The organism is Idiomarina sp. D18 (assembly GCF_057748155.1).
Genome location: NZ_CM173240.1, coordinates 873,605 through 894,783, shown reverse-complemented (window position 1 = coordinate 894,783; position 21,179 = coordinate 873,605). Strand labels below are relative to the sequence as shown.

Annotated in this window: 21 protein-coding genes and 1 riboswitch; of the genes, 9 read left to right on the top strand and 12 right to left on the bottom strand. The window is 46.2% G+C overall.

The genetic code is table 11. The features are described from left to right. Positions 1–33: 33 nt before the first annotated feature. A riboswitch (Lysine riboswitch) is annotated at positions 34–203 on the bottom strand. Then, the gene (locus AC3AP5_RS04275; protein ID WP_006955462.1) at positions 197–1,288 is read right to left on the bottom strand and encodes a GGDEF domain-containing protein; all 1,092 of its coding nucleotides are present in this window, start codon (positions 1,286–1,288) and stop codon (positions 197–199) included. It overlaps the preceding riboswitch by 7 nt. 83 nt (positions 1,289–1,371) lie before the next feature. Further along, positions 1,372–2,424 carry an NAD(P)-dependent alcohol dehydrogenase gene (locus tag AC3AP5_RS04270; protein WP_006955463.1) on the bottom strand — a complete coding sequence of 351 codons (1,053 nt, stop codon included), beginning with the start codon at positions 2,422–2,424 and terminating at the stop codon, positions 1,372–1,374. A gap of 120 nt (positions 2,425–2,544) precedes the next feature. On the opposite strand from AC3AP5_RS04270, the gene AC3AP5_RS04265 reads away from it, so the two are divergent. Both AC3AP5_RS04265 and AC3AP5_RS04260 read left to right on the top strand, forming a co-directional pair. Next, entirely contained in the window at positions 2,545–5,481 is a 2,937-nt protein-coding gene (locus tag AC3AP5_RS04265) for a ligand-binding sensor domain-containing diguanylate cyclase (protein ID WP_487327067.1), read from the top strand. Between the two features lie 2 nt (positions 5,482–5,483). Beyond that, positions 5,484–7,292 carry a DUF885 domain-containing protein gene (locus AC3AP5_RS04260; RefSeq protein WP_006955465.1) on the top strand — a complete coding sequence of 603 codons (1,809 nt, stop codon included), beginning with the start codon at positions 5,484–5,486 and terminating at the stop codon, positions 7,290–7,292. Here the strand turns inward: AC3AP5_RS04260 and AC3AP5_RS04255 are convergent. The 7 genes from AC3AP5_RS04255 to AC3AP5_RS04225 form a co-directional block, all read right to left on the bottom strand. After that, complete coding sequence (locus AC3AP5_RS04255) at positions 7,289–7,456, bottom strand: DUF2256 domain-containing protein (protein ID WP_006955466.1); 168 nt, start codon at positions 7,454–7,456, stop codon at positions 7,289–7,291. The two genes, AC3AP5_RS04260 and AC3AP5_RS04255, sit on opposite strands and share 4 nt — an antisense overlap. 1 nt (position 7,457) lies before the next feature. Then, positions 7,458–8,828, bottom strand: a complete 1,371-nt coding sequence (locus AC3AP5_RS04250) for a phospholipase D family protein (RefSeq protein WP_006955467.1) — start codon at positions 8,826–8,828, stop codon at positions 7,458–7,460. Next, positions 8,825–9,994 carry a vWA domain-containing protein gene (locus AC3AP5_RS04245; RefSeq protein ID WP_272978430.1) on the bottom strand — a complete coding sequence of 390 codons (1,170 nt, stop codon included), beginning with the start codon at positions 9,992–9,994 and terminating at the stop codon, positions 8,825–8,827. The genes AC3AP5_RS04250 and AC3AP5_RS04245 overlap by 4 nt, the downstream gene beginning before the upstream one ends. Then, positions 9,984–10,814 carry an AAA family ATPase gene (locus tag AC3AP5_RS04240; protein ID WP_006955469.1) on the bottom strand — a complete coding sequence of 277 codons (831 nt, stop codon included), beginning with the start codon at positions 10,812–10,814 and terminating at the stop codon, positions 9,984–9,986. Before AC3AP5_RS04240 ends, AC3AP5_RS04245 begins: the two co-directional genes overlap by 11 nt. After that, positions 10,814–12,781, bottom strand: coding sequence for a PAS domain-containing sensor histidine kinase (locus tag AC3AP5_RS04235; RefSeq protein ID WP_006955470.1), 1,968 nt, complete (start codon positions 12,779–12,781; stop codon positions 10,814–10,816). The genes AC3AP5_RS04240 and AC3AP5_RS04235 overlap by 1 nt, the downstream gene beginning before the upstream one ends. 85 nt (positions 12,782–12,866) lie before the next feature. Next, positions 12,867–13,934 (bottom strand): alpha/beta hydrolase, encoded by a 1,068-nt coding sequence (locus AC3AP5_RS04230; protein WP_487327066.1) that lies wholly within the window; start codon positions 13,932–13,934, stop codon positions 12,867–12,869. Positions 13,935–13,946: 12 nt separating this feature from the next. Next, complete coding sequence (locus AC3AP5_RS04225; protein WP_006955472.1) at positions 13,947–14,270, bottom strand: DUF3392 family protein; 324 nt, start codon at positions 14,268–14,270, stop codon at positions 13,947–13,949. Positions 14,271–14,418: 148 nt separating this feature from the next. Between AC3AP5_RS04225 and xthA the strand changes: the two genes are divergently transcribed. Further along, positions 14,419–15,228, top strand: a complete 810-nt coding sequence (gene xthA / locus AC3AP5_RS04220) for an exodeoxyribonuclease III (RefSeq protein WP_487327065.1) — start codon at positions 14,419–14,421, stop codon at positions 15,226–15,228. A 24-nt stretch (positions 15,229–15,252) separates the two neighbouring features. Continuing rightward, entirely contained in the window at positions 15,253–15,888 is a 636-nt protein-coding gene (locus AC3AP5_RS04215; protein WP_487327064.1) for an energy-coupling factor ABC transporter permease, read from the top strand. Here the strand turns inward: AC3AP5_RS04215 and yfbV are convergent. After that, entirely contained in the window at positions 15,885–16,316 is a 432-nt protein-coding gene (yfbV, locus tag AC3AP5_RS04210; RefSeq protein ID WP_040487869.1) for a terminus macrodomain insulation protein YfbV, read from the bottom strand. The genes AC3AP5_RS04215 and yfbV overlap by 4 nt on opposite strands. A 213-nt stretch (positions 16,317–16,529) precedes the next feature. Between yfbV and AC3AP5_RS04205 the strand changes: the two genes are divergently transcribed. From AC3AP5_RS04205 to AC3AP5_RS04185, 5 genes are read left to right on the top strand one after another with little or no spacing between them, the layout of a single operon-like run. Continuing rightward, a complete protein-coding gene (locus AC3AP5_RS04205; RefSeq protein WP_487327063.1) occupies positions 16,530–16,997 on the top strand; it encodes a PTS glucose transporter subunit IIA in 468 nt (155 codons plus the stop codon). Further along, positions 16,997–17,341 (top strand): Spx/MgsR family RNA polymerase-binding regulatory protein, encoded by a 345-nt coding sequence (locus tag AC3AP5_RS04200; RefSeq protein WP_487327062.1) that lies wholly within the window; start codon positions 16,997–16,999, stop codon positions 17,339–17,341. The genes AC3AP5_RS04205 and AC3AP5_RS04200 overlap by 1 nt, the downstream gene beginning before the upstream one ends. Next, on the top strand, positions 17,329–18,474 hold the full coding sequence (gene dapE, locus AC3AP5_RS04195; protein WP_487327061.1) for a succinyl-diaminopimelate desuccinylase: 1,146 nt from the start codon (positions 17,329–17,331) through the stop codon (positions 18,472–18,474). The genes AC3AP5_RS04200 and dapE overlap by 13 nt, the downstream gene beginning before the upstream one ends. Positions 18,475–18,476: 2 nt before the next feature. Next, positions 18,477–19,169: a M15 family metallopeptidase gene (locus tag AC3AP5_RS04190; protein WP_487327060.1), complete on the top strand. Its 693-nt coding sequence runs from the start codon at positions 18,477–18,479 to the stop codon at positions 19,167–19,169. After that, the gene (locus AC3AP5_RS04185) at positions 19,169–19,321 is read left to right on the top strand and encodes a DUF2897 family protein (protein WP_487327059.1); all 153 of its coding nucleotides are present in this window, start codon (positions 19,169–19,171) and stop codon (positions 19,319–19,321) included. The genes AC3AP5_RS04190 and AC3AP5_RS04185 overlap by 1 nt, the downstream gene beginning before the upstream one ends. A gap of 21 nt (positions 19,322–19,342) precedes the next feature. Here the strand turns inward: AC3AP5_RS04185 and purC are convergent, their stop codons facing one another. Both purC and bamC read right to left on the bottom strand, forming a co-directional pair. Continuing rightward, on the bottom strand, positions 19,343–20,056 hold the full coding sequence (purC, locus tag AC3AP5_RS04180; RefSeq protein WP_006955481.1) for a phosphoribosylaminoimidazolesuccinocarboxamide synthase: 714 nt from the start codon (positions 20,054–20,056) through the stop codon (positions 19,343–19,345). A gap of 14 nt (positions 20,057–20,070) precedes the next feature. Then, positions 20,071–21,168, bottom strand: a complete 1,098-nt coding sequence (gene bamC / locus AC3AP5_RS04175; RefSeq protein WP_272978121.1) for an NlpB/DapX family lipoprotein — start codon at positions 21,166–21,168, stop codon at positions 20,071–20,073. Between the last annotated feature and the right edge of the window lie 11 nt (positions 21,169–21,179).

The window sequence follows — 21,179 nt, the reverse complement described above, 5'->3', positions numbered from 1 at the left end:
AGAGCTTGGTACATGATGAGGATTCTCAATACTGCAGCCAGAAGCTCTCCACCCGTTTGGTGACAACTGCAGGTGTTCAAACCCAACAGCCGATAACTAAGCATCCAACCGCTCAGTTACCTCGGCGAAAAACTCCCTCACATTTCTTAAGTGTTGGAACTTATCAAGAAATGCTACCTAGCTATCGCGCCTCTTCCTAAGCCTTATTATTAATCGTTCGTTGATGAGATTCAACTGCCGAAATGAAACTACAAACCTGGTTACGACCATTTGACTTTGCTTGATACAACGCTCGATCGGCTTGTGAGATTAACTCTTCTGGGCTCTTAACTCTGTCAGCGCTCGATACACCGATGCTCACACTGGTCGTTACCGATTCAGTAATTGACATATTCAGACTACGGCGAACGCGTTCCGCGAGTCCTAAAGCATCACTTTTTGAGGTGTTCGGAGCGATGATTAGAAATTCTTCACCTCCCCAACGGCCGACAACATCGTCATCACGAACGACCTCAGTGAGACGTTGAGCCATTTTGACGAGCACTTCGTCGCCAAACAGGTGGCCGTGTTCATCGTTAATTCTTTTAAATAGATCAACATCGAGTAATAGGACAGAAATCGGTAATGTCCGACGCTCTTTATATAAACTGAATAGCGTTACGTCGAGATACTGTCGGTTATACAACTGTGTCAGTTTATCCGTCTTCGCCATTTTTTCTAAGCGAATACTTTGTTCTTGTAATAACTCATTGGCCTCGGTTCGCGTCTTTTCATAAAAACGGTACAAAAGAAGACTAATAACAAATACCTCGAGCGTATTTAAAAAGCCGCCGAGTGATAAGTAAGGCACTTGTTTAACGAAAATGCTGATGTAGAGCTGAATCAGGAAGATAGTAAAAAAGACAACGGTTAACCAAAAACCCCGTGTCTTACCTAAAAGAAAAAACGCAAAAGGAGGAAAAACAGCGGTCCATAAGTAGCCATTATTGCTTCCAGCCGCCAATGATAAAAACGCAGTGATCAATAATCCCAGAGTGAGAACAAAAAGCCAACTTACCAGCTCTAGTAATCGCTTCCGTTTAACAAGGTACAGCAGGCTCGCCGCAATAACCGCACCCAACGCATCAAGCAGAGCGAGTACCGGGTCACCGAATACAGCTAAATTTATTACCGCCAGTAGACACAGTGCGCCGACCCCCATCATCAAGCACGCTTGTAACAGTTGGCTGCGGCGATAATTAGGATCAAGCTTATCGATGATATATGTAGGACGAAGTAATTTTTTCACTCAGATTGATTAACCGCCCAAATAAAAAAAGATTGACGGAAAAATAAACACCCGTCAATCTTTTTTGGAATCGATTAACTCAATCAAGCGGATTGTTTTAACGTATCCATGTCAATAACAAAACGATATTTAACATCACCTTTTTTCATTCTTTCGAAGGCTTCGTTAATATTCTTGATATCAAGCATTTCTACATCACAGTGAATGCCATGTTCACCACAGAAGTCCAACATTTCTTGGGTTTCTGGCATTCCACCAATCAGCGATCCTGCAAGTACACGACGCTTCATTACCAGTTGCCCTGCCTGTAATGCGGGATCTACTGGCTCAAGCAAGCCGACCAAAATATGCGTTCCATCAAATTTCAGACAATTCAAATACGGATTTAAATCATGCTGAACAGGCACGGTATCAAGCATAAAGTCAAAGGTTTCTGCCACCGCTTCCATTTGTTCCGGATCAGTCGAAATAACAACGTGATCAGCGCCTTGCTTTTTAGCTTCTTTGACTTTACTTTCCGAGCGCGTGAAGAGGGTCACTTCTGCGCCCATCGCTTTGGCGAACTTTACACCCATGTGACCTAAGCCACCCATTCCAATCACGCCGACTTTGTCACCCTGCTTAACACCGTAGTGACGCAGTGGAGAATAGGTGGTTATCCCTGCGCATAACAAAGGAGCACTCTTGGCAGGATCGAGGCTGTCGGGAACGCGAACAACAAAACGGTCACTGACAACAACATTTTCTGAGTAGCCGCCGTAGGTAATTGAGCCATCATGCTTGTCCTCACCGTTGTAAGTCGGCACCATGCCACTCAAGCAATATTGCTCTAACCCTTGATCACATGCCTCACAGCTACGACAAGAGTCAACCATACAGCCAACACCAACAATGTCGCCTTCTTTATAGTCTTTAACATCCTTACCGACAGCCGTTACGCGACCAATTATTTCATGACCGGGAACCACCGGGTAAATCGTTCCACCCCAGTCATTCTGTACGTAGTGAATATCCGTGTGACAAACACCGCAATACAGAATATCGATGGCTACGTCATCTGCGCGAGGCTCACGCCGTTCAATAGTATGGGGAGCCATACCTGAGTTTTCAGATTGAGCCGCATAAGATTTAGTCATGCTTTATCTCCAAAGTTGATATAAATTTAGATTCAGCTATTACGAATGTTGTAAGTAATGGTAATCAATTTACAATTCACGTACCATTTGAAAGTCAGCAACCTTCAAAGTCGTGACAAAATGCTCAAACACGTGATGCTCAGTAAGCTTAAAATCATTTCACTCGTTACCGCTGTTTCAATTCTTAGCATAGGCAGCTTCGCGCATAGCGCACCGACTGATCCTTCCATCAATACGACGCAGTTCGATCTGCCGGTCGATCAGTCAATTCACTATATGACTCGTCAGACTTGGACAACCCGCGATGGCTTGCCCCACAACTCGATAAATGCCATTGCACAAGATAAGCAAGGCTTTCTCTGGTTTGGAACTTGGCAAGGCCCGGTCCGCTTCAACGGCAAAGACTTTGAGATCTACGATGATATACGCATTACTGGATTACCCGACATCGGTATTTTCTCAATTGCGCTCAATCCGTGCGACGATAGTATCTACGTTGCGGGTGCGCGCGGAGGACTTAGCCGCTTTCATGACAACCGCTGGCTTCCACTTGAGCCTGCACCTCCATTTGTCAACGAAGTAGAAATCGACGCGCACTGCACGATTTGGGTTTCAAGTAGCGAACAAGGCTTGCTCACGTACGAAAATAATGAACGTGTATCGCAATTTACTACCGAAAATGGCTTACCCTCAAATAACGTCTATCAAGCACGTATTGATGACAAAAGCAATTTATGGGCGGCAACGTCTGCCGGGCTGGCGGTCAAGCCTGCGGGTTCAACACGGTTTAAAGTCATCGAAGGAATTCCCGCTGACCGTATTCGGAAACTTTTTCTCGATACGGATGGTCAGCTCTTGATTGGCACCGGCAACGGGGTTTACCAACAACAACCTAATACATTTGAATTTAAACAGTTGTTGCCAAATATCAATTACACCATCAGCGCGATCAATCGTACAAGAGACGGAGCCCTGTGGTTAGGGACCTACCGTAATGGCGTATTGCGTCTGTACAATGGCGAATTGCAACAAGTTACTACGGCCAATGGACTCCCCAATAACCACGTCTTAGATATTCTTGAGGACCAAGAAGGGAGTGTTTGGGTATCGACCCACGGTGGTCTCATGCAGTTTCGGCGTTCATTGTTCACCACGATGCAATCTCATAACGGTCTTGCTGGCGACTTTGTAAGGTCGGTTTATGAATATAAAAACCAACTATACGTTGGAACAAGCAACGGCATAAGTACCGTCAACGAGTCACGTCTCGCAACCTTTAACCCCCCTCACCCTTTGGCAAATCAATCTGTTCTTTCGTTTGCTGATTATCAAGGGCAACTGGCCATTGGTACCTATACCAATGGCTTATTCATCTGGGATGGTGAACGCGTTACCGACCACTTAACTACCGATAATGTTCTTAAATCAGAAGAAGTGCGTGCCATCGCAACGTCAGAACAATATGGTGTATTCCTCGGTACGCCGATTGGGGTTACCCAACTAGTGAAGACAGCCAACGGCTGGCAGTCAAAATTAATAACGACCCGAGATGGACTGCAAAATAATTACATCACCACGCTCCGAGTCATTGGCGATGAACTTTGGGTTGCCTCAGTCAGTGGTGTTTCTGTCATTGACTTAGCCGCGTCATCAGATCATTCGTTTAAGATTAATAAGCTTGATTTCAGTGGCTTGAATGACGCCCAGTTAACCTTTCAAATTAGTCTGAAAGGTCCTTACGTTTTTCTCGCTACCGATCGAGGTCTAATATATCACCATCAAAAGAATGATACCTGGGGCATCATTAACCGAGATCAAGGATTACCATTGGATAACTATATGTCCATGGCCTTTGATGGGGATGCAAACATTTGGTTAGGTTCTAACCGTGGCGTCCTGTTTATTGCCCATGATGTATTTGATGACTTTCTCAATGGCACGATCGATAAACTGACCTATCAACGCTTTACCGAAGTCGATGGTATGGGGAGTTCACAAATTAACAGTGGCAGCCCTGCAATGATACGCAGTAGTACGGGACGAGTATGGATGAGCACTGCGCGTGGCGTATCGTCGATTGCACCCTCCGATTTGAAGTCGATGGTACAGGTCGCCCCACCCGCGGTTATTTCATCCGTGACAGCCGACGGCGAGCGAGTGACTTATGGAGGCCATATACCGGCGGATACGCAACGCCTTGTAGTCAATTACGCCGGATTAGGATACCTCATGGCCGACCACATCGAATATCAAGTTCGCCTTGTGGGTTTCGATGATAATTGGCTTGCTCGCGGTTCAATGACCACATCTGAATATACGTCCTTACCCGCCAATGATTACGTATTTCAGGTCCGCGCTGCTTATCCAGGAGGTGCTTGGAGTGAACCCGTCAGCTTCGCCTTCACTCGTTCTGAACATCCCTGGCAACAATCATGGTTTTGGCTATCTATCATTTTTGCCTTGGGATTGGCGGCAACTATATTAGTGCGAGCACGAATTCGCTTTTTGAACAACCAACGGGCTCAACTCGAGCTGATGGTTGCCGAAAAAACCAAAGAGCTTAAAGGGCTTGCACGTCAAGACTCACTGACTCAGTTAGGTAATCGGCGAGCATTTGATGAGCAGCTTCAGTATGAATTTAAACGTTGTGAGCGATCGGAACAGCCTCTATCGCTTGCTATTATCGACGTCGATCACTTCAAATCTATTAATGACCGTTTTTTACATGTGATCGGTGACCAAGTACTGATAGAGCTCTCGGCGCTATTAAGCAACATGTTAAGAGATATAGACTACATTGCGCGCTGGGGCGGCGAAGAGTTTGCATTGTTAATGCCCGAGACAACCGCTAAAGAAGCGCTACAAGCAGCCGAACGAATTCGTCAGCGGATAGAGGACACATCTTATCAACATCTTGCCGATGAGCTAGCTGTGACAGTGAGTATTGGCGTGGCCTCGAGCGAACATTACCCTAATCACAGTGCGCTGTTAGTAGCTGCTGATAAAGCGTTATATAAAGCCAAGCAAAGTGGTAGAAATAGAACGGAGTTAGCCTAAATATGAAAAAGTCACTTATCGCGTTGACGGTGGTCGGGCTGCTCGCTGGTTGCGGCGACGCCACCACTCATGAGCAAAACGCTAACACCAAAGTGTCGGTCAAAAGCGTCTCAATGTCAGAGAAGCTCAATGAAATTTATCAAGGGTATTTTACCGAAAATCTCGATTTAAATCCTCTCACGGCGACGTATATCGGGCGCGAAGGCTATAACGACAAACTGCCTAATTTTTTGTCACCAGCCCACCGTAAAAAACAACGCCAGTTAGAGCAGACATACCTAGATAAAATCGATTCTATTGATATCGACTCATTAACTGAAAAGCAGAAAATTAGCTATCAAATATTTCGTCAGGACCGCATTAACGCCATCGCAGGGTTTGCGTTTCCTTCGCACCTGATCCCGATTAACCAGTTTTATAATCTGGCAAATCAATATGCGATGCTTGGTTCAGGTGACTCGGCTCAACCATTTAATGATGCTGAAGACTATGCCAATTGGGCAAAGCGGATGCATCAGATCCCTGTCATATTTGATCAAGCTATCGCAAATATGAAAGAAGGCGTAGAAACAGGTATTGTTCAACCTCAGGTACTCATCAAAAAATCAATAACACAAATCCGAGCTCAGCAAGTTAATGATGTTAAAGAAAGTATTTTCTGGCGCCCCATTGACCAGTTTCCAGATACGTTATCGGAGCAACAACAGGAAGCGTTCCGCACTCAATACGCCAACATATTGAATAACGAAGTTATTCCCGCCTATCAACGCTTAGCAGACTATTTAGAGCAAGAATACTTACCTCACACACGCACCAAGAGTTTCGGAATTGGTCAGCTTCCAAACGGAAAAGCATGGTATCAGCACCAAATCAAAGTCAATACATCAATCGATATCAGTGCCGACAAGGTTCACCAACTCGGTAAGCAAGAAGTCGCGCGTATTCATGATGAAATGCGTCAAATAATGACTGAAATCGACTTTCAGGGTGATTTAAAAGCATTCTTTAACTTCATGACCAACGACGAACAATTTATTTACCCAAGTCGTCAAGCCATGCTGGAAGACTACCGTGCTCTCCGCGCAAAAGTGGACGCGCGTGTGCCGAAACTATTTAATATTTTCCCGCAAGCGGACTACGAAGTGAGACCCGTTGAACGCTTCCGCGAGCAGTCAGCCAGTTCCGGTAGTTATCAATCTGCACCGAGGGGGAACACGCGCCCTGCTATATTTTACCTAAATACGTACGATCTTCCCTCTCGCCCCACGTGGGCAAAAACCGCTCTATTTTTGCACGAGGCAGCACCGGGACATCATTTCCAAATTAGTATTCAGCAAGAATTGGAGGACTTACCGCTATTCCGTAAGTACGGTCGACAAACAGCATATACCGAAGGCTGGGGTCTCTATGCTGAATCGTTAGGCGATGAGCTGGGATTGTACCAAGATCCTTATCAGCGATTTGGTGCGTTAGCGGCTGAGCTCTGGCGGTCTATTCGTTTAGTTACTGACACCGGCATTCATGATAAAGGTTGGACCCGCCAGCAAGTGCTCGACTACATGTACGATAATGCTCCAGTAGCAAAAGCACGGGCTGTTTCAGAGGCAGAGCGCTTCATGGCGTTACCGGGGCAAGCCCTCGCTTATAAAATAGGTCAGTTGAAAATCGCAGAGTTACGACGCATGGCAGAACAAAAGCTCGGTCCTAAATTCGATATCAAGCGTTTTCATCGCATCGTGCTAGAAGATGGCGCACTGCCTCTATTTTTACTCGAGAAGAAAGTTCGTCTATGGATAGCACAGCAACTTTAATCCTCATCCGACTGCTGGCGCGCCGCGCGGCGTGCCAGCCCAGCACAGCGTTTCGAGCAGTACTTAACCTGTTCCCAATCGCGCTCCCATTTCTTTCTCCACGTAAAGGGTCGATGACAATGGGCACAGCATTTGGTGGGTAAATTAGATTTTTTATGTGCCATGTTAAAGTAAATGATCAACGGGGAGCCGAGCGGTAAGCCATACAACAAACCGACGTCGCCAGCCGGCATCAGGTTCGCGATAAATACGTTTGACCGGAACATGACTGCGATCCACCCAATAAAGTTTATAAAAACGGTTTAACCTAACTTGATACGCCCGCAGCGGTAATTCATGATCAAAAATCTCGATGATGCGTTTTGCCAGACTTGGCGATTCGATAATGAGGCCCGCTTCGGTATTAATTTGTGCTGACCGTGGGTCAAAATTGAACGACCCAACGAAGACCGAACGCTCATCAACAGTCACCGTCTTAGCATGCAAACTTGTCGCTGAGCGACGAAAATAGGGCAACACCCGATTTTGGGGAGATTCTTCAGTGCGCCGTATTTCGTATAGTTTTACACCCGCGGTTAGCAGGCGTCGCCGACGCCGTTGATAACCCGCGTGTACTGCGGGTACATCTGTTGCTGCTAACGAGTTCGTTAGTACTTGAAACTGAACACCCTGCTCGAGCATCGCTTCAATCTGTTGAACACCATTTTGCGTTGGCACAAAGTAAGGCGAAACCATACGAACCTGTTGTTTTGCACGACTCAACACCTTAACCATTTGTTGAACCACTAAACGCGATGGCTTGCGTGACATTGATGCTTTGTACGGATCATCACTAATCCATTGGGCTTCTGCCGAATGCCAGGTTAATCGACTTAAATCGAGATCCTCGTCAGCGAGACCACCGAATACATACTCATTCAGTTGCTCTGCATGGGCTTGTTTACTGAATTGCTGCCAACGCGCAATAAACGCCTCGGTCCGACTGCGACCCGATATATTGTCAATCGACACAGCGAGATCACACTGCCAATAGTTCGACCAGTCCTCAGCAATAGCGCTCACGCAATCACCCTTGACGAGTACATCTAAATCTGAAAATAGCTGCCCTGCATGGGTTCCAAAATACTCGTCACCAATATTGCGACCACCCACGATGGCATAGCAGTCATCGACAATGAACGCCTTATTATGCATGCGTCGATTAACGCGTCGAAAGTCAGTAAAGTAATTAAGCCAGCGCAGTTTGCGATGAACTAAGGGGTTAAACAACTTAACTCGAAAGTTCGGATGCTGACTGAGATCACGTAACAACTGTTCGGTTGGCTTACTCGTAAAATCATCCAACAGCAAATAAACCTTCACGCCACGCTCAGATGCCAGTTTGCACTCATTCAACAGCGTTAAGCCACTGGCATCATCGCGCCACATGTAATATTGCAGCTTGATTGAGTGCGAAGCCATGCGGATGAGCGCAACGCGTTGGCGTAGACTTTCTCGGGCATCATCAAGCAAAGCAAACTGGTTGTGCTGTTTCATCGCAGGTGCTCGATTGCCTGCTGGATTCCCGCCAGTGTCAGTGCTTCCATCCGTCCGGACATGATCTCATCGATCATCTGAATAGAGGGGTAGTACTTCCAATGACTTTCAGGCTGAGGGTTGAGCCATACTGCGCGCTCAAATCGAGCCAACAGACGCTCTAACCAGACCTTTCCGGGCTCCTCGTTCCAGTGCTCAACACTCCCACCGGAGAATGCAATTTCATAGGGCCCCATGGTTGCATCCCCAACGATGATAAGTCGGTAATCCTCACCGAACCGTTTAATCAGAGATTCGGTGCTAACAAAGCTTGAACGCCGACGCGCGTTGTCATGCCAGACGCCTTCATAAACACAATTATGAAAATAGAAGCGTTCGAGGTTATGAAACTCGCCCTTCAGTGCTGTAAAAAGTTGCTCGACCTCGTAGATGTGATCATCCATCGAGCCACCAATATCCAACAGTAACAACACATTTACGGCATTGTGTCGTTCAGCTTGCCATTGCAGATCCAGCAGCCCACCTTTTTTACTTGTCGCTCGGATTGTTGCTTCAAGATCCAACTCGGTCTGAGCTCCCGTTCTTGCGAACTGACGCAAGGACCGCAAAGCCAGTTGATATGAGCGTTGCTCTAATGCAGCATGCTCGTCTAAATCACGGAATTCTCGTTTATCCCATACTTTGGCTGCACTTCGATTTCGGTTCCCCTCTTGCCCAATACGGATACCGTTTGGATGATAACCGTAGGCGCCAAACGGCGAAGTACCTCCAGTACCTATCCATTTGTTGCCACCTTGATGCCGAGACTGCTGCTCCTTTAGCCGCTCCTTAAAGGCCTTCATTAGCTCGTCTAGGCCACCTAACTGGTTTAGCTTCTGTTTATCCTCTTCGGATAGATTTCGCATCAGCGGGTTATTCAGCCAGTCCTCAGGGATACGTTCGGCCACATCCACATCGACGACTTTATCGATATACTCGGAAAAGGCGCGGTCAAATCGATCAAAAAAACGTTCATCTTTGACCAATATAACTCTCGATAATCGATAAAAGTCATCGATACTCCCCCAAATCACTTTTTTTTCTAACGCTTCGAGCAACGTGAGATACTCAGTGATAGAGGTTTTTAGGCCGTGTTTTCGAAGCGTAAAGTAAAACTCAATAAGCACGAGACGCCCGCTCGATCAATTCGATATCTTGCTCATGTTTCAACAGTGCACCGGCTAACGGCAACACAGATGGACGCTCGCGATACTCAGCAAGTTGCTCGGGTGAAATATCTTCGGTTAGCAATAAACGCAACCAATCCAGTAACTCCGACGTTGACGGTTTCTTCTTTAAACCTGATATCGAGCGCACACCAAAAAATACCGCGAGTGCCTCATCAAGTAATCGAGCTTGCAGGTTTGGAAAATGAACTTTCACGATCTCAGCCAACGTAACTTCATCCGGAAATTGGATATAATGAAAAAAGCAGCGACGTAAGAAAGCATCGGGTAATGTTTTTTCATTATTAGACGTGATAATAACGATAGGTCGCTGTTTTGCCTCGACCTGCTCCCCGGTCTCATAGACGTGAAAAGCCATTTGATCGAGCTCTTGTAATAGATCGTTAGGAAACTCAATATCGGCCTTATCAATTTCATCTATCAATAATACAGGACGTTTTTCGGCGCTAAAGGCTTGCCACAACTTGCCCGGCTTAATGTAGTTTGAAATGTCATGTACTTTGTCGCTACCCAGTTGACTATCACGTAAGCGCGAGACCGCATCGTACTCGTAAAGGCCTTGTTGTGCTTTTGTCGTCGACTTGATGTTCCACTGCAAAAATGGCGCATCAAGTGACTCCGCAAGTTCGATTGCTAAACGAGTCTTGCCGGTACCCGGTTCTCCTTTTAGTAGCAACGGCTTTTCGAGTGTCACCGCCGCGTTTACGGCCTGTGACAAGTCATCAGAAACGATGTAATGCTCTGTGCTTTTAAAACTCATTAATTTTTAACCTTATCAAGTCGATTCAAAATTCTGGCTAAATCCGCTTTCACAAAGGGTTTTGTCAAATAATCATCCATCCCCGAACGCAGAGCGTGAGTGCGGGTTTCAGGGTATGCATTAGCGGTCAATGCAACAATATGTGGTTGATGTATCGGTAGGTCACGAATTTTTAACGTGGTCTCAATACCATCCATGGTCGGCATATGAAGATCCATAAAAACAACATCGACAGTGTTCTGTTTTAGCATCTCAACAGCCTCATGACCACTCGATACTTTTGTCACATGTTGATCGAGTGATGTTAGCATCTCGCTCACGATCAGCTGATTGATAGGATTGTCATCCACAATCAATATACGGCGAGGCACAAGCGTAGGTAGTTTCGGCTTATCAAGCGCTTCGTGATTAACATCATCACTATAAACCGCATACATGGGTAGACGTAGACTAAAACATGTCCCTCGATTCGGCTCACTATCGACTTCAATTTCACCATCTAATAGCTGTACTAAGTTTCGTACGATGGCTAAGCCAAGCCCGCTGCCGCTTTGCTTTTTACTTAAGCCTTGATGTTCTTGTTCAAAGAGTTGCCAAATACGTTGTGTGTCACGAATGCCCGCACCTGTGTCACGTACTTTAATCAGCAACTCGCCCTGCGCTTGCGTTTGAGTCGTTGTGGCTGGATCGACAGACCAGTCAATCGACAGCATAATAGTGCCTTGTTCAGTGAACTTAACGGCGTTGTTCAGCAGATTTGTCAATATTTGTATCAGTCGGGCGCGATCACTAAAAATCCGTTCGGGCAACACTTGGCTGTGATGAATAATAAACTTCACACCCTTTTCTTCGATTGGCGCACGATACATCGACTCAATGTGTTGCAGAATCCGCGCTAGCTCTAACACGTCTTTATTAAGCTTCAACTGACCTTCTTCTGAGCGTGTTAGATCCAATAAATCATTGAGCATCTGTAGCAAATGATCACCGCTCTCTTTAACGGTCATGAGTAATTGATGTTGATGAGTATCCAAAGCAGTATTCTCGAGCACACTGACTAAGCCCAAAATACCATGTAACGGTGTCCTCACTTCATGGGACATATTGGCTAAAAATACATTCTTAGCACTGGCCGCACGACGCGCATTAATTTCTGCCTGCTTTTGTTCAGTGACGTCCGTTACCGTTCCGGCGTAGCGCGTTGCTTTTCCGTGTTCATCCCGCTCAATGACACGACCTCTGTCAAGAACATAAACGTAATGTCCGTCACGGTGGCGAATGCGATGTTGGCTCTCATAAAACGGTGTAATTCCATCCAGATGATCTTTAACCGCTCGCCATACGCGGTCATAGTCATCTGGGTGAAGTCGGCTTGACCAACTATATGGACTTTGCTCTATTTCCTCTCGTGACCAGCCGAAAATCTGCGCCCATCGGTCGTTGAAAGAAGTTAAGTTAGATTGAGGATTCCATTCCCAGGTGCCGAGTCGAGTCGCGTCGAGTAGCAATTGTAACCGATTACGCTCAGTTTCTAATTTTATCTCTAACTCTTTGCGCTCCGTAATGTCGATTAAATAGCCAAATAATAATGGCACGCCGTCATCAGTATCCATTTTTATAATCGTGGTATCGGATACCCACACATGACGTCCATTTTTATGCTTAATGCGATAATCATTGTGTGTGATACGAAAACCCGTTTCGCCGCTTTTTAAGCGTTTAACTTCCTCATTGACACGAGGTAAGTCATCCTCATGTATAAGAAACTTAAAATGAACTTCACGGTCGATAAACTGCTGTTTATTGTAACCAAAGATGGACTCAACATTATCCGACACATAACGCACCGGCCACAGTTCCGAGTCTTGCCAGACAAACAAGCACACACTGTTGCCCGCAGCAAGTAACTCTGCAAAGTTTTGATTACCGATCTGCTCGGGGTTAGGTACACTCAATGTTTCTTTCATTTACTCACGCGTCGCATATCACAACTCAATGCATTCTAACCATAACGTACATAAACTGACAGCACCCTTGGACGACTTAAAACAACTAGTCCCATAGTGAAACCCGGTCAGCTAAACGACCATTGGCTAAAGTGGTTTGAAGTTCATCCGCCATCCAACGGCCGGCATCGATCGCCTTGCTCCAGTATTGAATTCGTTGTGCCGCATCTAATTGCGCGAAGTCATTTCGATCGGGAATTTTTTGATAGGGCAACTTATTTAGAAAAGCCTCAGTTGGACTAATAAAAATGGTATTGGGCCAATTTCGTCCTGTACTGCGCCGCCATTTCAGACGTTTATCAAACCACCCAGGAATCGCTTCATGATGAAAATGCGGATAAAGGGTCAAGCCATCGACACCCGACAAATCAATATCAAAATGATAGTCAGTAATCCCACCGTCGCGATAGACTCCACGCGGAGCGCCCGGGATATCGCGTACCCCTTCCAACACCATCGGAATGGAGCCGGTAGCCAACAACGCTGGCTGGAAATTGCGCTCAGTTAAAGCAACATGCTGTGTGGGTAAGTCGTTCCAACCTTTTGAGAGCGCTAAATTTGACGCTGGATGGTGAAACACGACACGTTCATAATAACGCCCCAGCCAGCTACGGTTAATGCTATTTGCAAGAGCAGAGGACAGCAGTCCCAAAGCTTGTCGACGTCCCTCTTTAGCGGTAGACCGCAAACAACGTACGGCAATAAAGTGATGATGCACACGCGTCTGTGACAAAATCGAGGATACGGCTGATTCTGGAACATATCGATGCAGTAGCTTCTCGGCTTCGGCAGTAATCTCCCGTTGATCAGGTCTCGCACTGTAAGTTTGATGACTGTAGAGCTCAGCGAATAGACGACTGGCAGCGACCGGATCCTCTTGACCTAACGATGCAAAACGCCAAGCGCCGGCTGAAGTGCCAAGGGTATTAAGAGGCTGCTTTTTATCGGCGAAGAATTCCCCGAATAGCCACTCATCAATACCTTGTAATACAAACCATTTCGGCCCCCCGGAAGCGCCCATTAAAAGCCCAATATCATCAGCGGTCAAACCGTTCTGTTGAATATGAGCTAAAGCGCTCGCTCCTGCACGAATGGAAACAAATGATTGCGTCATGGCGCCACGTCCTTATAGTTGTTTTTTTCGTTCTGCCAATACACCCAACACCAGCAATAAGCCAAGGACAGCGGGTCCGAGCAAATGCAATGGAATGGTATAAATCCAACTCGCTAGTATCGGCGTGAAGCCAATTAACAAATAGCCATAGCCAAAGGCACACAAAGCCACAAAAATTAGTGCTCGCACAATGAACGGGTAGTTCGAAACTGATTTTTTAACTAAACGGTTCACCTCATCACCATAAATCACTAATAATGTAGCCAATATCATCATAGCGATTTCATGGGTGTGTTGCCGAAGCATCATGCCTAGCTGGTTCATCAATTGCAGCAATCGAATTCTCCTTAAGCTTACCTAAGCTTCGAAGTATACCGATTTTTACTTATTCGAACATCCCCCGTCCCCTCTTTGCTACTCGCAGCGCCGCGTCAACTTTGGTATCCTCATACTTATCATTAATCAAAAATACACATGACAACGCATGAAATTTATCTCATTTAATATCAATGGAATCAGGGCTCGACTTCACCAATTGCAAGCGATGATCGATAAACATCAACCTGATGTCATCGGACTTCAAGAAACCAAAGTTCATGATGACCAGTTCCCGCAACAGGCCGTGGAAGATATGGGTTATCACGTGAACTTTTTTGGGCAAAAAGGTCATTATGGCGTTGCTTTACTGAGTAAGAAACCACTCACAAACGTGCAAAAAGGCTTTCCAAATGAGCCCGAGGATGCTCAACGCAGAATGATCATGGGGGATTACCCGCTCGATGATGGTGCTACCGTACGCGTTTTAAATGGTTATTTTCCACAGGGTGAAAGCCGCGACCATCCCACAAAGTTTCCAATGAAAGCGCAGTTTTATCGTGACCTCATTAACTACCTCAATGATGACTTATCCCCAGAACAACCCGTTATTGTGATGGGCGATATGAACATCTCTCACCAAGATCGTGATATCGGTATCGGCGAAACGAATGCTAAGCGCTGGTTAAGAACAGGTAAGTGTAGCTTTTTACCCGAAGAACGTGACTGGTTAAATGAAGTACTTGATTGGGGACTGATCGACACTTATCGCACGTTAAACCCCGAGCAAGATAACGAGTTTAGTTGGTTTGATTACCGTTCTCGTGGATTCGACGATAATCGTGGTCTTCGTATCGATTTAATTCTTGCCACGCAAACGCTCGCCGAGCGTTGCGAAGAAAGTGGCATAGACTATGAGCTACGAGGCATAGAGAAACCCTCGGATCATGCTCCAATTTGGAGTCAGTTCTCTATCTAACTTATTAGTAAAAGGATCGCGGTAATGGCGCTGCTACTTAATATTGTTGCACTTTGCATCGTCATCGCTACTTGGGTGAATGACAGTTGGCGCATATTGAGAAGCAGCCGCCTATTACAGCACTTATTATTCGGTTCCGCTGCCGTCATCAGCTTTATTTGGCTATTTTCAGCCAAGCTCGAACAAGGCCTGAGTATTCATTTCTTATTGATTACCACACTCACCCTCATGCTTGGGTTCCGCTATGCATTGCTGGCAGGGGTCGCTATTATAGCTGTCAATAGTTTTGCCAATAGCTATCCATTGAATGCGATTGGCGCGCTCTACATTAGCCACATTGTAATACCGGCTGCGGTAACTTATGTGGCTTATGCCGTTATATATCACAGACTCCCGCGACATCCCTTCGTTTATATATTTTTAAATGCATTTCTTGCCGCGGCAGTTGCCATCGCTATGACCCAATTAGCACATGCGGCTTGGGCCTTAATGAGTGACCGTTTGACGCCCAAACAAATATGGGAAAACTATTTAATGATTACACCTCTGGTGATGTTTCCCGAGGCACTTTTGAATGGCATGGCGGTGACACTAATGGTTGTTTATCGACCGAATTGGTTAGTCACATTTAACGATAAGCAATATATTGACCCGAACTAATGTTGATCAGGAGGCAGTACAGATAGCGCTTGCTCCAACACATAGGCTAAGTCCATATAGGTCGGCCCTCCGTCAGTAGGCTTTTTTAAAACCGCACGGCTTTGTTTCAGCTTATCTCGTAGTTCCCAATACCAACCTCGTAACCTCCTCGGAAGGGGTTGATTCGCGCGCCAGCCAAACCAAGCAATTAATTGCAACGGCATACTTAGAATCACCAACGACGTGAGTAAGCCCTGCTGCCAATAGGCATGTAAAAATTGCCAATGTAACATTGCATTGACGACAGCAATCGCGGGTACCCAACGCTCCATCATCCGCAACAAAGGTACTAATCGGGTCTCTCGGAATGCTGCAACGACCGCATGACGAGGCCATCTTCTCGCGTACACATGTCCGTCTTTAAATAGTCGGAATATACTGAGTTTCAAATCGTATTCCTTCTCATTGACTGAGCTTCAGTTATTCAAGTTATCAACGTTTTCTGTGGATAACTTTGTTGATAGGGTGTACTCATTAGCGCACACCTCGCGAACTATATACGCTTTTGCTTACTGGACGTATTATAATCAACTACAGGTTTGTTTTGCACCTTTATGGCTAATTCAGATAAGCTATGGTTAAGATAGTTCGTAGGAGATGTCATGCCAGCCCCTTCTTTATTAGCGCCATGCTCGGGTCGCTTGCTCACGTCAAGTCATCACCCTAGCCCGCTGATTCAGTCACAGTGGCTTGGCCACACCACATGTATTGATGTCTCTGGCAACCAAGTGTTCGCGCCTGCCGATGCCGTCATCAGCTATATATCACCGGCCGGCAACTTTATTCACCTCAACACTGACGCGTTGGGTCGCGTCCTACTGTGTCTCGGCGCACATGAGCCAGCCAATAAATTGACAGCGCTACACCGCCATGTCGGTAGCGGTGATGAGGTAACTCGCGGCACGCCGCTATTGTCGCTGAATCAAGCGTTAATAAGACGACAAGCGAATGCTTACAATCTAATGGCCGTTATACTGCAACCTAATTACTCGTTCGATAAACTGACATTGAGAGAAAGCGGCGCCGTCACCGCTTTAGAATCTGAATTAGTTATTCAAAAGGACATATAATGATCAAAGTGCATGGCATCAAAAACTGTGACACCGTAAAAAAATCGATAAAATGGCTAGAACAACATCAACTTAAGTACGAATTCCGTGATGTGCGCGAAATTCCGCTATCCACAGCTGAGGTCGAGCAATGGCTCACCGATATACCCGCTGACCAACTCGTGAATAAGCGCAGTACCAGTTGGCGACAGTTGGACGAATCACAACGTGATCTGAGTAATCAGGCGTTGGTGTGCCAGCTTATAGTCGAGCAACCAACATTGTTTAAACGTCCGCTAGTTCAAGCCAAAGGAGAGACACGCGTTGGCTTTAATGCCCAACAGTGGGAGGCATGGTTAGGCTGATGTCAAATAGTGAAACATTGCAACTGACTAAAACGCTATTAGAGAGGCCATCGATCACGCCTGCTGATGAAGGCTGTCAGCAAGTACTCGGCGACCGGCTAAAGTCGCTTGGCTTCGAATTGGAGTCGATGATATTTGAGGATACGACTAATCTTTGGGCGCGTCTGGGGCAAGGCAAGCCAGTATTATGTTTTGCCGGTCACACGGATGTCGTTCCTCCTGGCGAGCCCAGTGATTGGTCGTTCCCTCCTTTTCAACCCACCGAGCATGAAGGCTATCTTTATGGTCGTGGGGCTGCCGATATGAAAGGGAGCCTCGCAGCGATGATCGTTGCGGTTGAACGCTATCTCAAACAGGTCGACGAACCGCCTTTCGATATCGCTTTTTTGATCACCAGCGACGAAGAAGGTCCGTTTATCAATGGAACCAAACGCGTGATGGAGACCTTGGAGTCTCGTAACGAAAAAATAACTTGGTGTATCGTGGGAGAACCCTCTAGCACAGAACAGCTCGGCGACGTCGTCAAAAATGGTCGTCGTGGAAGCCTTTCTGGCTCGCTTAGTGTGATTGGAGTACAAGGGCATGTCGCCTACCCTCATCTCGCCGAGAACCCTGTTCATAGTGCAGCTAATGCGCTTGCTGAACTGACCCAAACACGCTGGGATGATGGTAATGAATTTTTTCCACCGACCACCTTTCAAGTGTCTAATATTCATGCAGGTACGGGGGCTGGCAATGTGATCCCAGGGCGCTTAGATATCGAATTTAACTTTCGGTTTTCGACTGAGTCAACATCAACTCAGTTGCAACAGCGCGTAGAGGCTATCTTAGACGCCCACAACCTTAATTATCAGCTTAACTGGAATCTCAACGGTCCCGCCTTTTTAACTGCACAGGGTCTTCTCATCAATAAAGTTCAGTGCGCAATTGAGCGGGTTTGCGGCTATCCAACAAAACTCTCGACCGCTGGAGGAACATCGGATGGACGTTTTATTGCGCCAACAGGCGCTGAGTTAATTGAACTTGGACCGGTAAATGCCACTATTCACAAAGTCAACGAATGTGTGAAGATAACTGATCTTGATACGCTCACAGACGTTTACCAAGCCATACTGGAAGAAATGAGTGTTTAACGATGATAACTTCAGCGCAGCGTTTGGGTAAGGCCCAGGATCATTTACTGACATTAATCGACGGCCACATGCTTCACCCTCTGGCAGCACGAGCTTTTGAGGAGATGAAAAAGGCGGCGTCGCGTGATGGTATTACCCTTGCTATTGCGTCGGGTTTTCGTAGTTTTGACAGGCAGTTGCTGATTTGGAACCGAAAATGGTCTGGTGAACGTTCGGTCAATGACGAACAGGGGCATCCGCTTAATACGACCCAGCTGAGTGATGAAGAAAAGCTACATGCGATTCTTTACTGGTCAGCGTTGCCAGGCGCCAGCCGCCATCATTGGGGGACCGATATTGACGTATGGGACCCCTCTCGTTTTAGCTCTAACCAAACGCTTCAACTGGTGCCCGAGGAGTATGAACACATCAATGCACCCTGTTATCCATTGTTGTGCTGGTTGCAACAGCATGCTCACGAATTCGGCTTTTTCTTTCCATATCGCGTCTACCAAGGTGGGGTGTCTCACGAACCTTGGCATTTGAGCTATCAGCCAGTCGCCGATCATATTCAACAATCGTTGACGCTCGACGAGCTCAAAAACGCGCTGAGCAACACTGATATCGCGGGTAAAAAGACCGTATTAGCGCACTTACATGTCATTAAAGAACGTTACTTTGACAATATCTGTCGTAGTAACACAGGAGAAGAATAATGCAAGAGCATTGGGTTTGGTTAATTATTTTGTTGGTATTGGGCGTCGTTGTGAGTAATTTGATGGTACTTAAATACAGTAGCAAGTTAAAATGGCCTACTAAAAATAAGCCGCCCAAAGAAAACTCTGAGGACGACTCAACTAAACAATAAAAAGTAGGTCGGCAGTCTAGACTAGGAAAATTGCACACCCAAACGCTGACCGACCTCCTTATAGGCTTCCACTACCCCGCCAAGGCCCTGACGAAAGCGATCTTTATCAAGCTTCTCACGAGTCTTAGCATCCCATAAGCGACAACCATCAGGGGTAAATTCATCGCCTAATACGAGTTGTCCGTCGAACACGCCAAACTCGAGCTTATAGTCGACTAACAGTAACCCAGCTTGTTCAAATAATGATTTAAGCACCGAGTTGACTTTAAACGTCAGCGCCTTCATTTGCTCAATTTGCTCCTTTGTCGCCCAACCAAAGGCTTCTATGTGATACTCATTAACCATCGGGTCATGCAAGGCGTCATTTTTTAGGAAAAACTCAAACGTCGGCGGATTTAGTGTTTTACCTTCCTCAACACCTAGGCGACGAACTAACGAGCCAGCGGCTACGTTGCGAACAACGCACTCAACTGGAATCATATCCAACTTTTTAACCAATGATTCTGTATCACTCAGCAACTCATCTAATTGCGTTGGAATACCCGCCTTTTCTAATTGAGTCATAATGAAATGATTAAAACGATTATTAACCATTCCTTTATCTTCGAGTTGCTCTACTTTCTCTCCGTCAAACGCGGAAGTATCGTTGCGGAACTCCAACACTAATCGTGATGGGTCATCTGTCGTATACACGGTTTTTGCTTTCCCACGATACAGCTCGTTTCGTTTTTCCATAGGTTGTGCCGCCTTTACTGTTGACTTGCTACTTTTAATGCTTGCTCAAGAGCAGGCTTAACCGACTCGAGCCATGCCTGATCGACTACTTCATCATTTGACCAAACGCTAATGGCCGTATCATCCCCAAATTCGACTAAGCGAATTTCATAATTTCCTTCTGGAATACCCAACGATTCATAATCGTCCCCACCGATGAATAGGAAACCTGAGTCCGGCTCGGTGTACTCAACAAAATAGGTGCCTGCCTCGCGGTTTAAGTCATCAATGCTCAAACCTATTTGTTCTAATGCTTGACCGGTGAGCACCCAAGCGTCATCGAAGTCTAGCTCAACCACAAATACGGGTTGCTGTTTAGCATTGGTACTGACTGAAACGGGCACGCCCGCTTCTCGGCTCTGTTGGATTGATTGTTGGTGGACACGATTCACTTGAGACACAACTTTATTCAACAAATCAACTGATAAGTTATGCTGAGTCAGTTCTGCCATTTCAGTGCGATCGCCGTTTACCTTTTGCGATACGTCCGCTAACGTCACTTCAAGCGCAGTCGTCCGACCGTGCGTTTCTGGCGCCTGCGTTAACACGTAGCGAAAACTTTGTTCCAGAGACACAGTAGTATCTCCGTCACCTAACAACCACCAACCACCATCGCCTTCTGCTTCATATTCGTCTTCGGTAGTAAGCAACTCAGTGGTCCACTGGTTTTCGCCCGTTTTAGTAAAAGTTAGACCTTTGCGGTCTAAGACTTGTTCAGCTGCGGTCCAGACAGTGTTTACAATACTGTCTGACATACCTTCAACCAAATCAAAATACACCCGTGCTTGTTTTTCGTTTTCGAGTACACGACTCCCCAACGCAATAGGATGAACCTGGCGAGGTGAAACAACGCGAACTTCTTCGCCTATGGGTCCAGAGGTATCTGCAGCAGGAATTTTGTAACTATTACTGTAGTCAGGCGTTTCCAAACCCGAAGGAACGTTTAACTCGGGTCGTTGCTTTAAGTTGACATAATCAAAGTCACCATTCGCTTGCTCTTTTTCAATCGAGCTACACGACGCGAGGGTAATCATCGCCAACGAAGTCACGATGGCTGTACGGCGAAAATTCATTTCCACTCCTG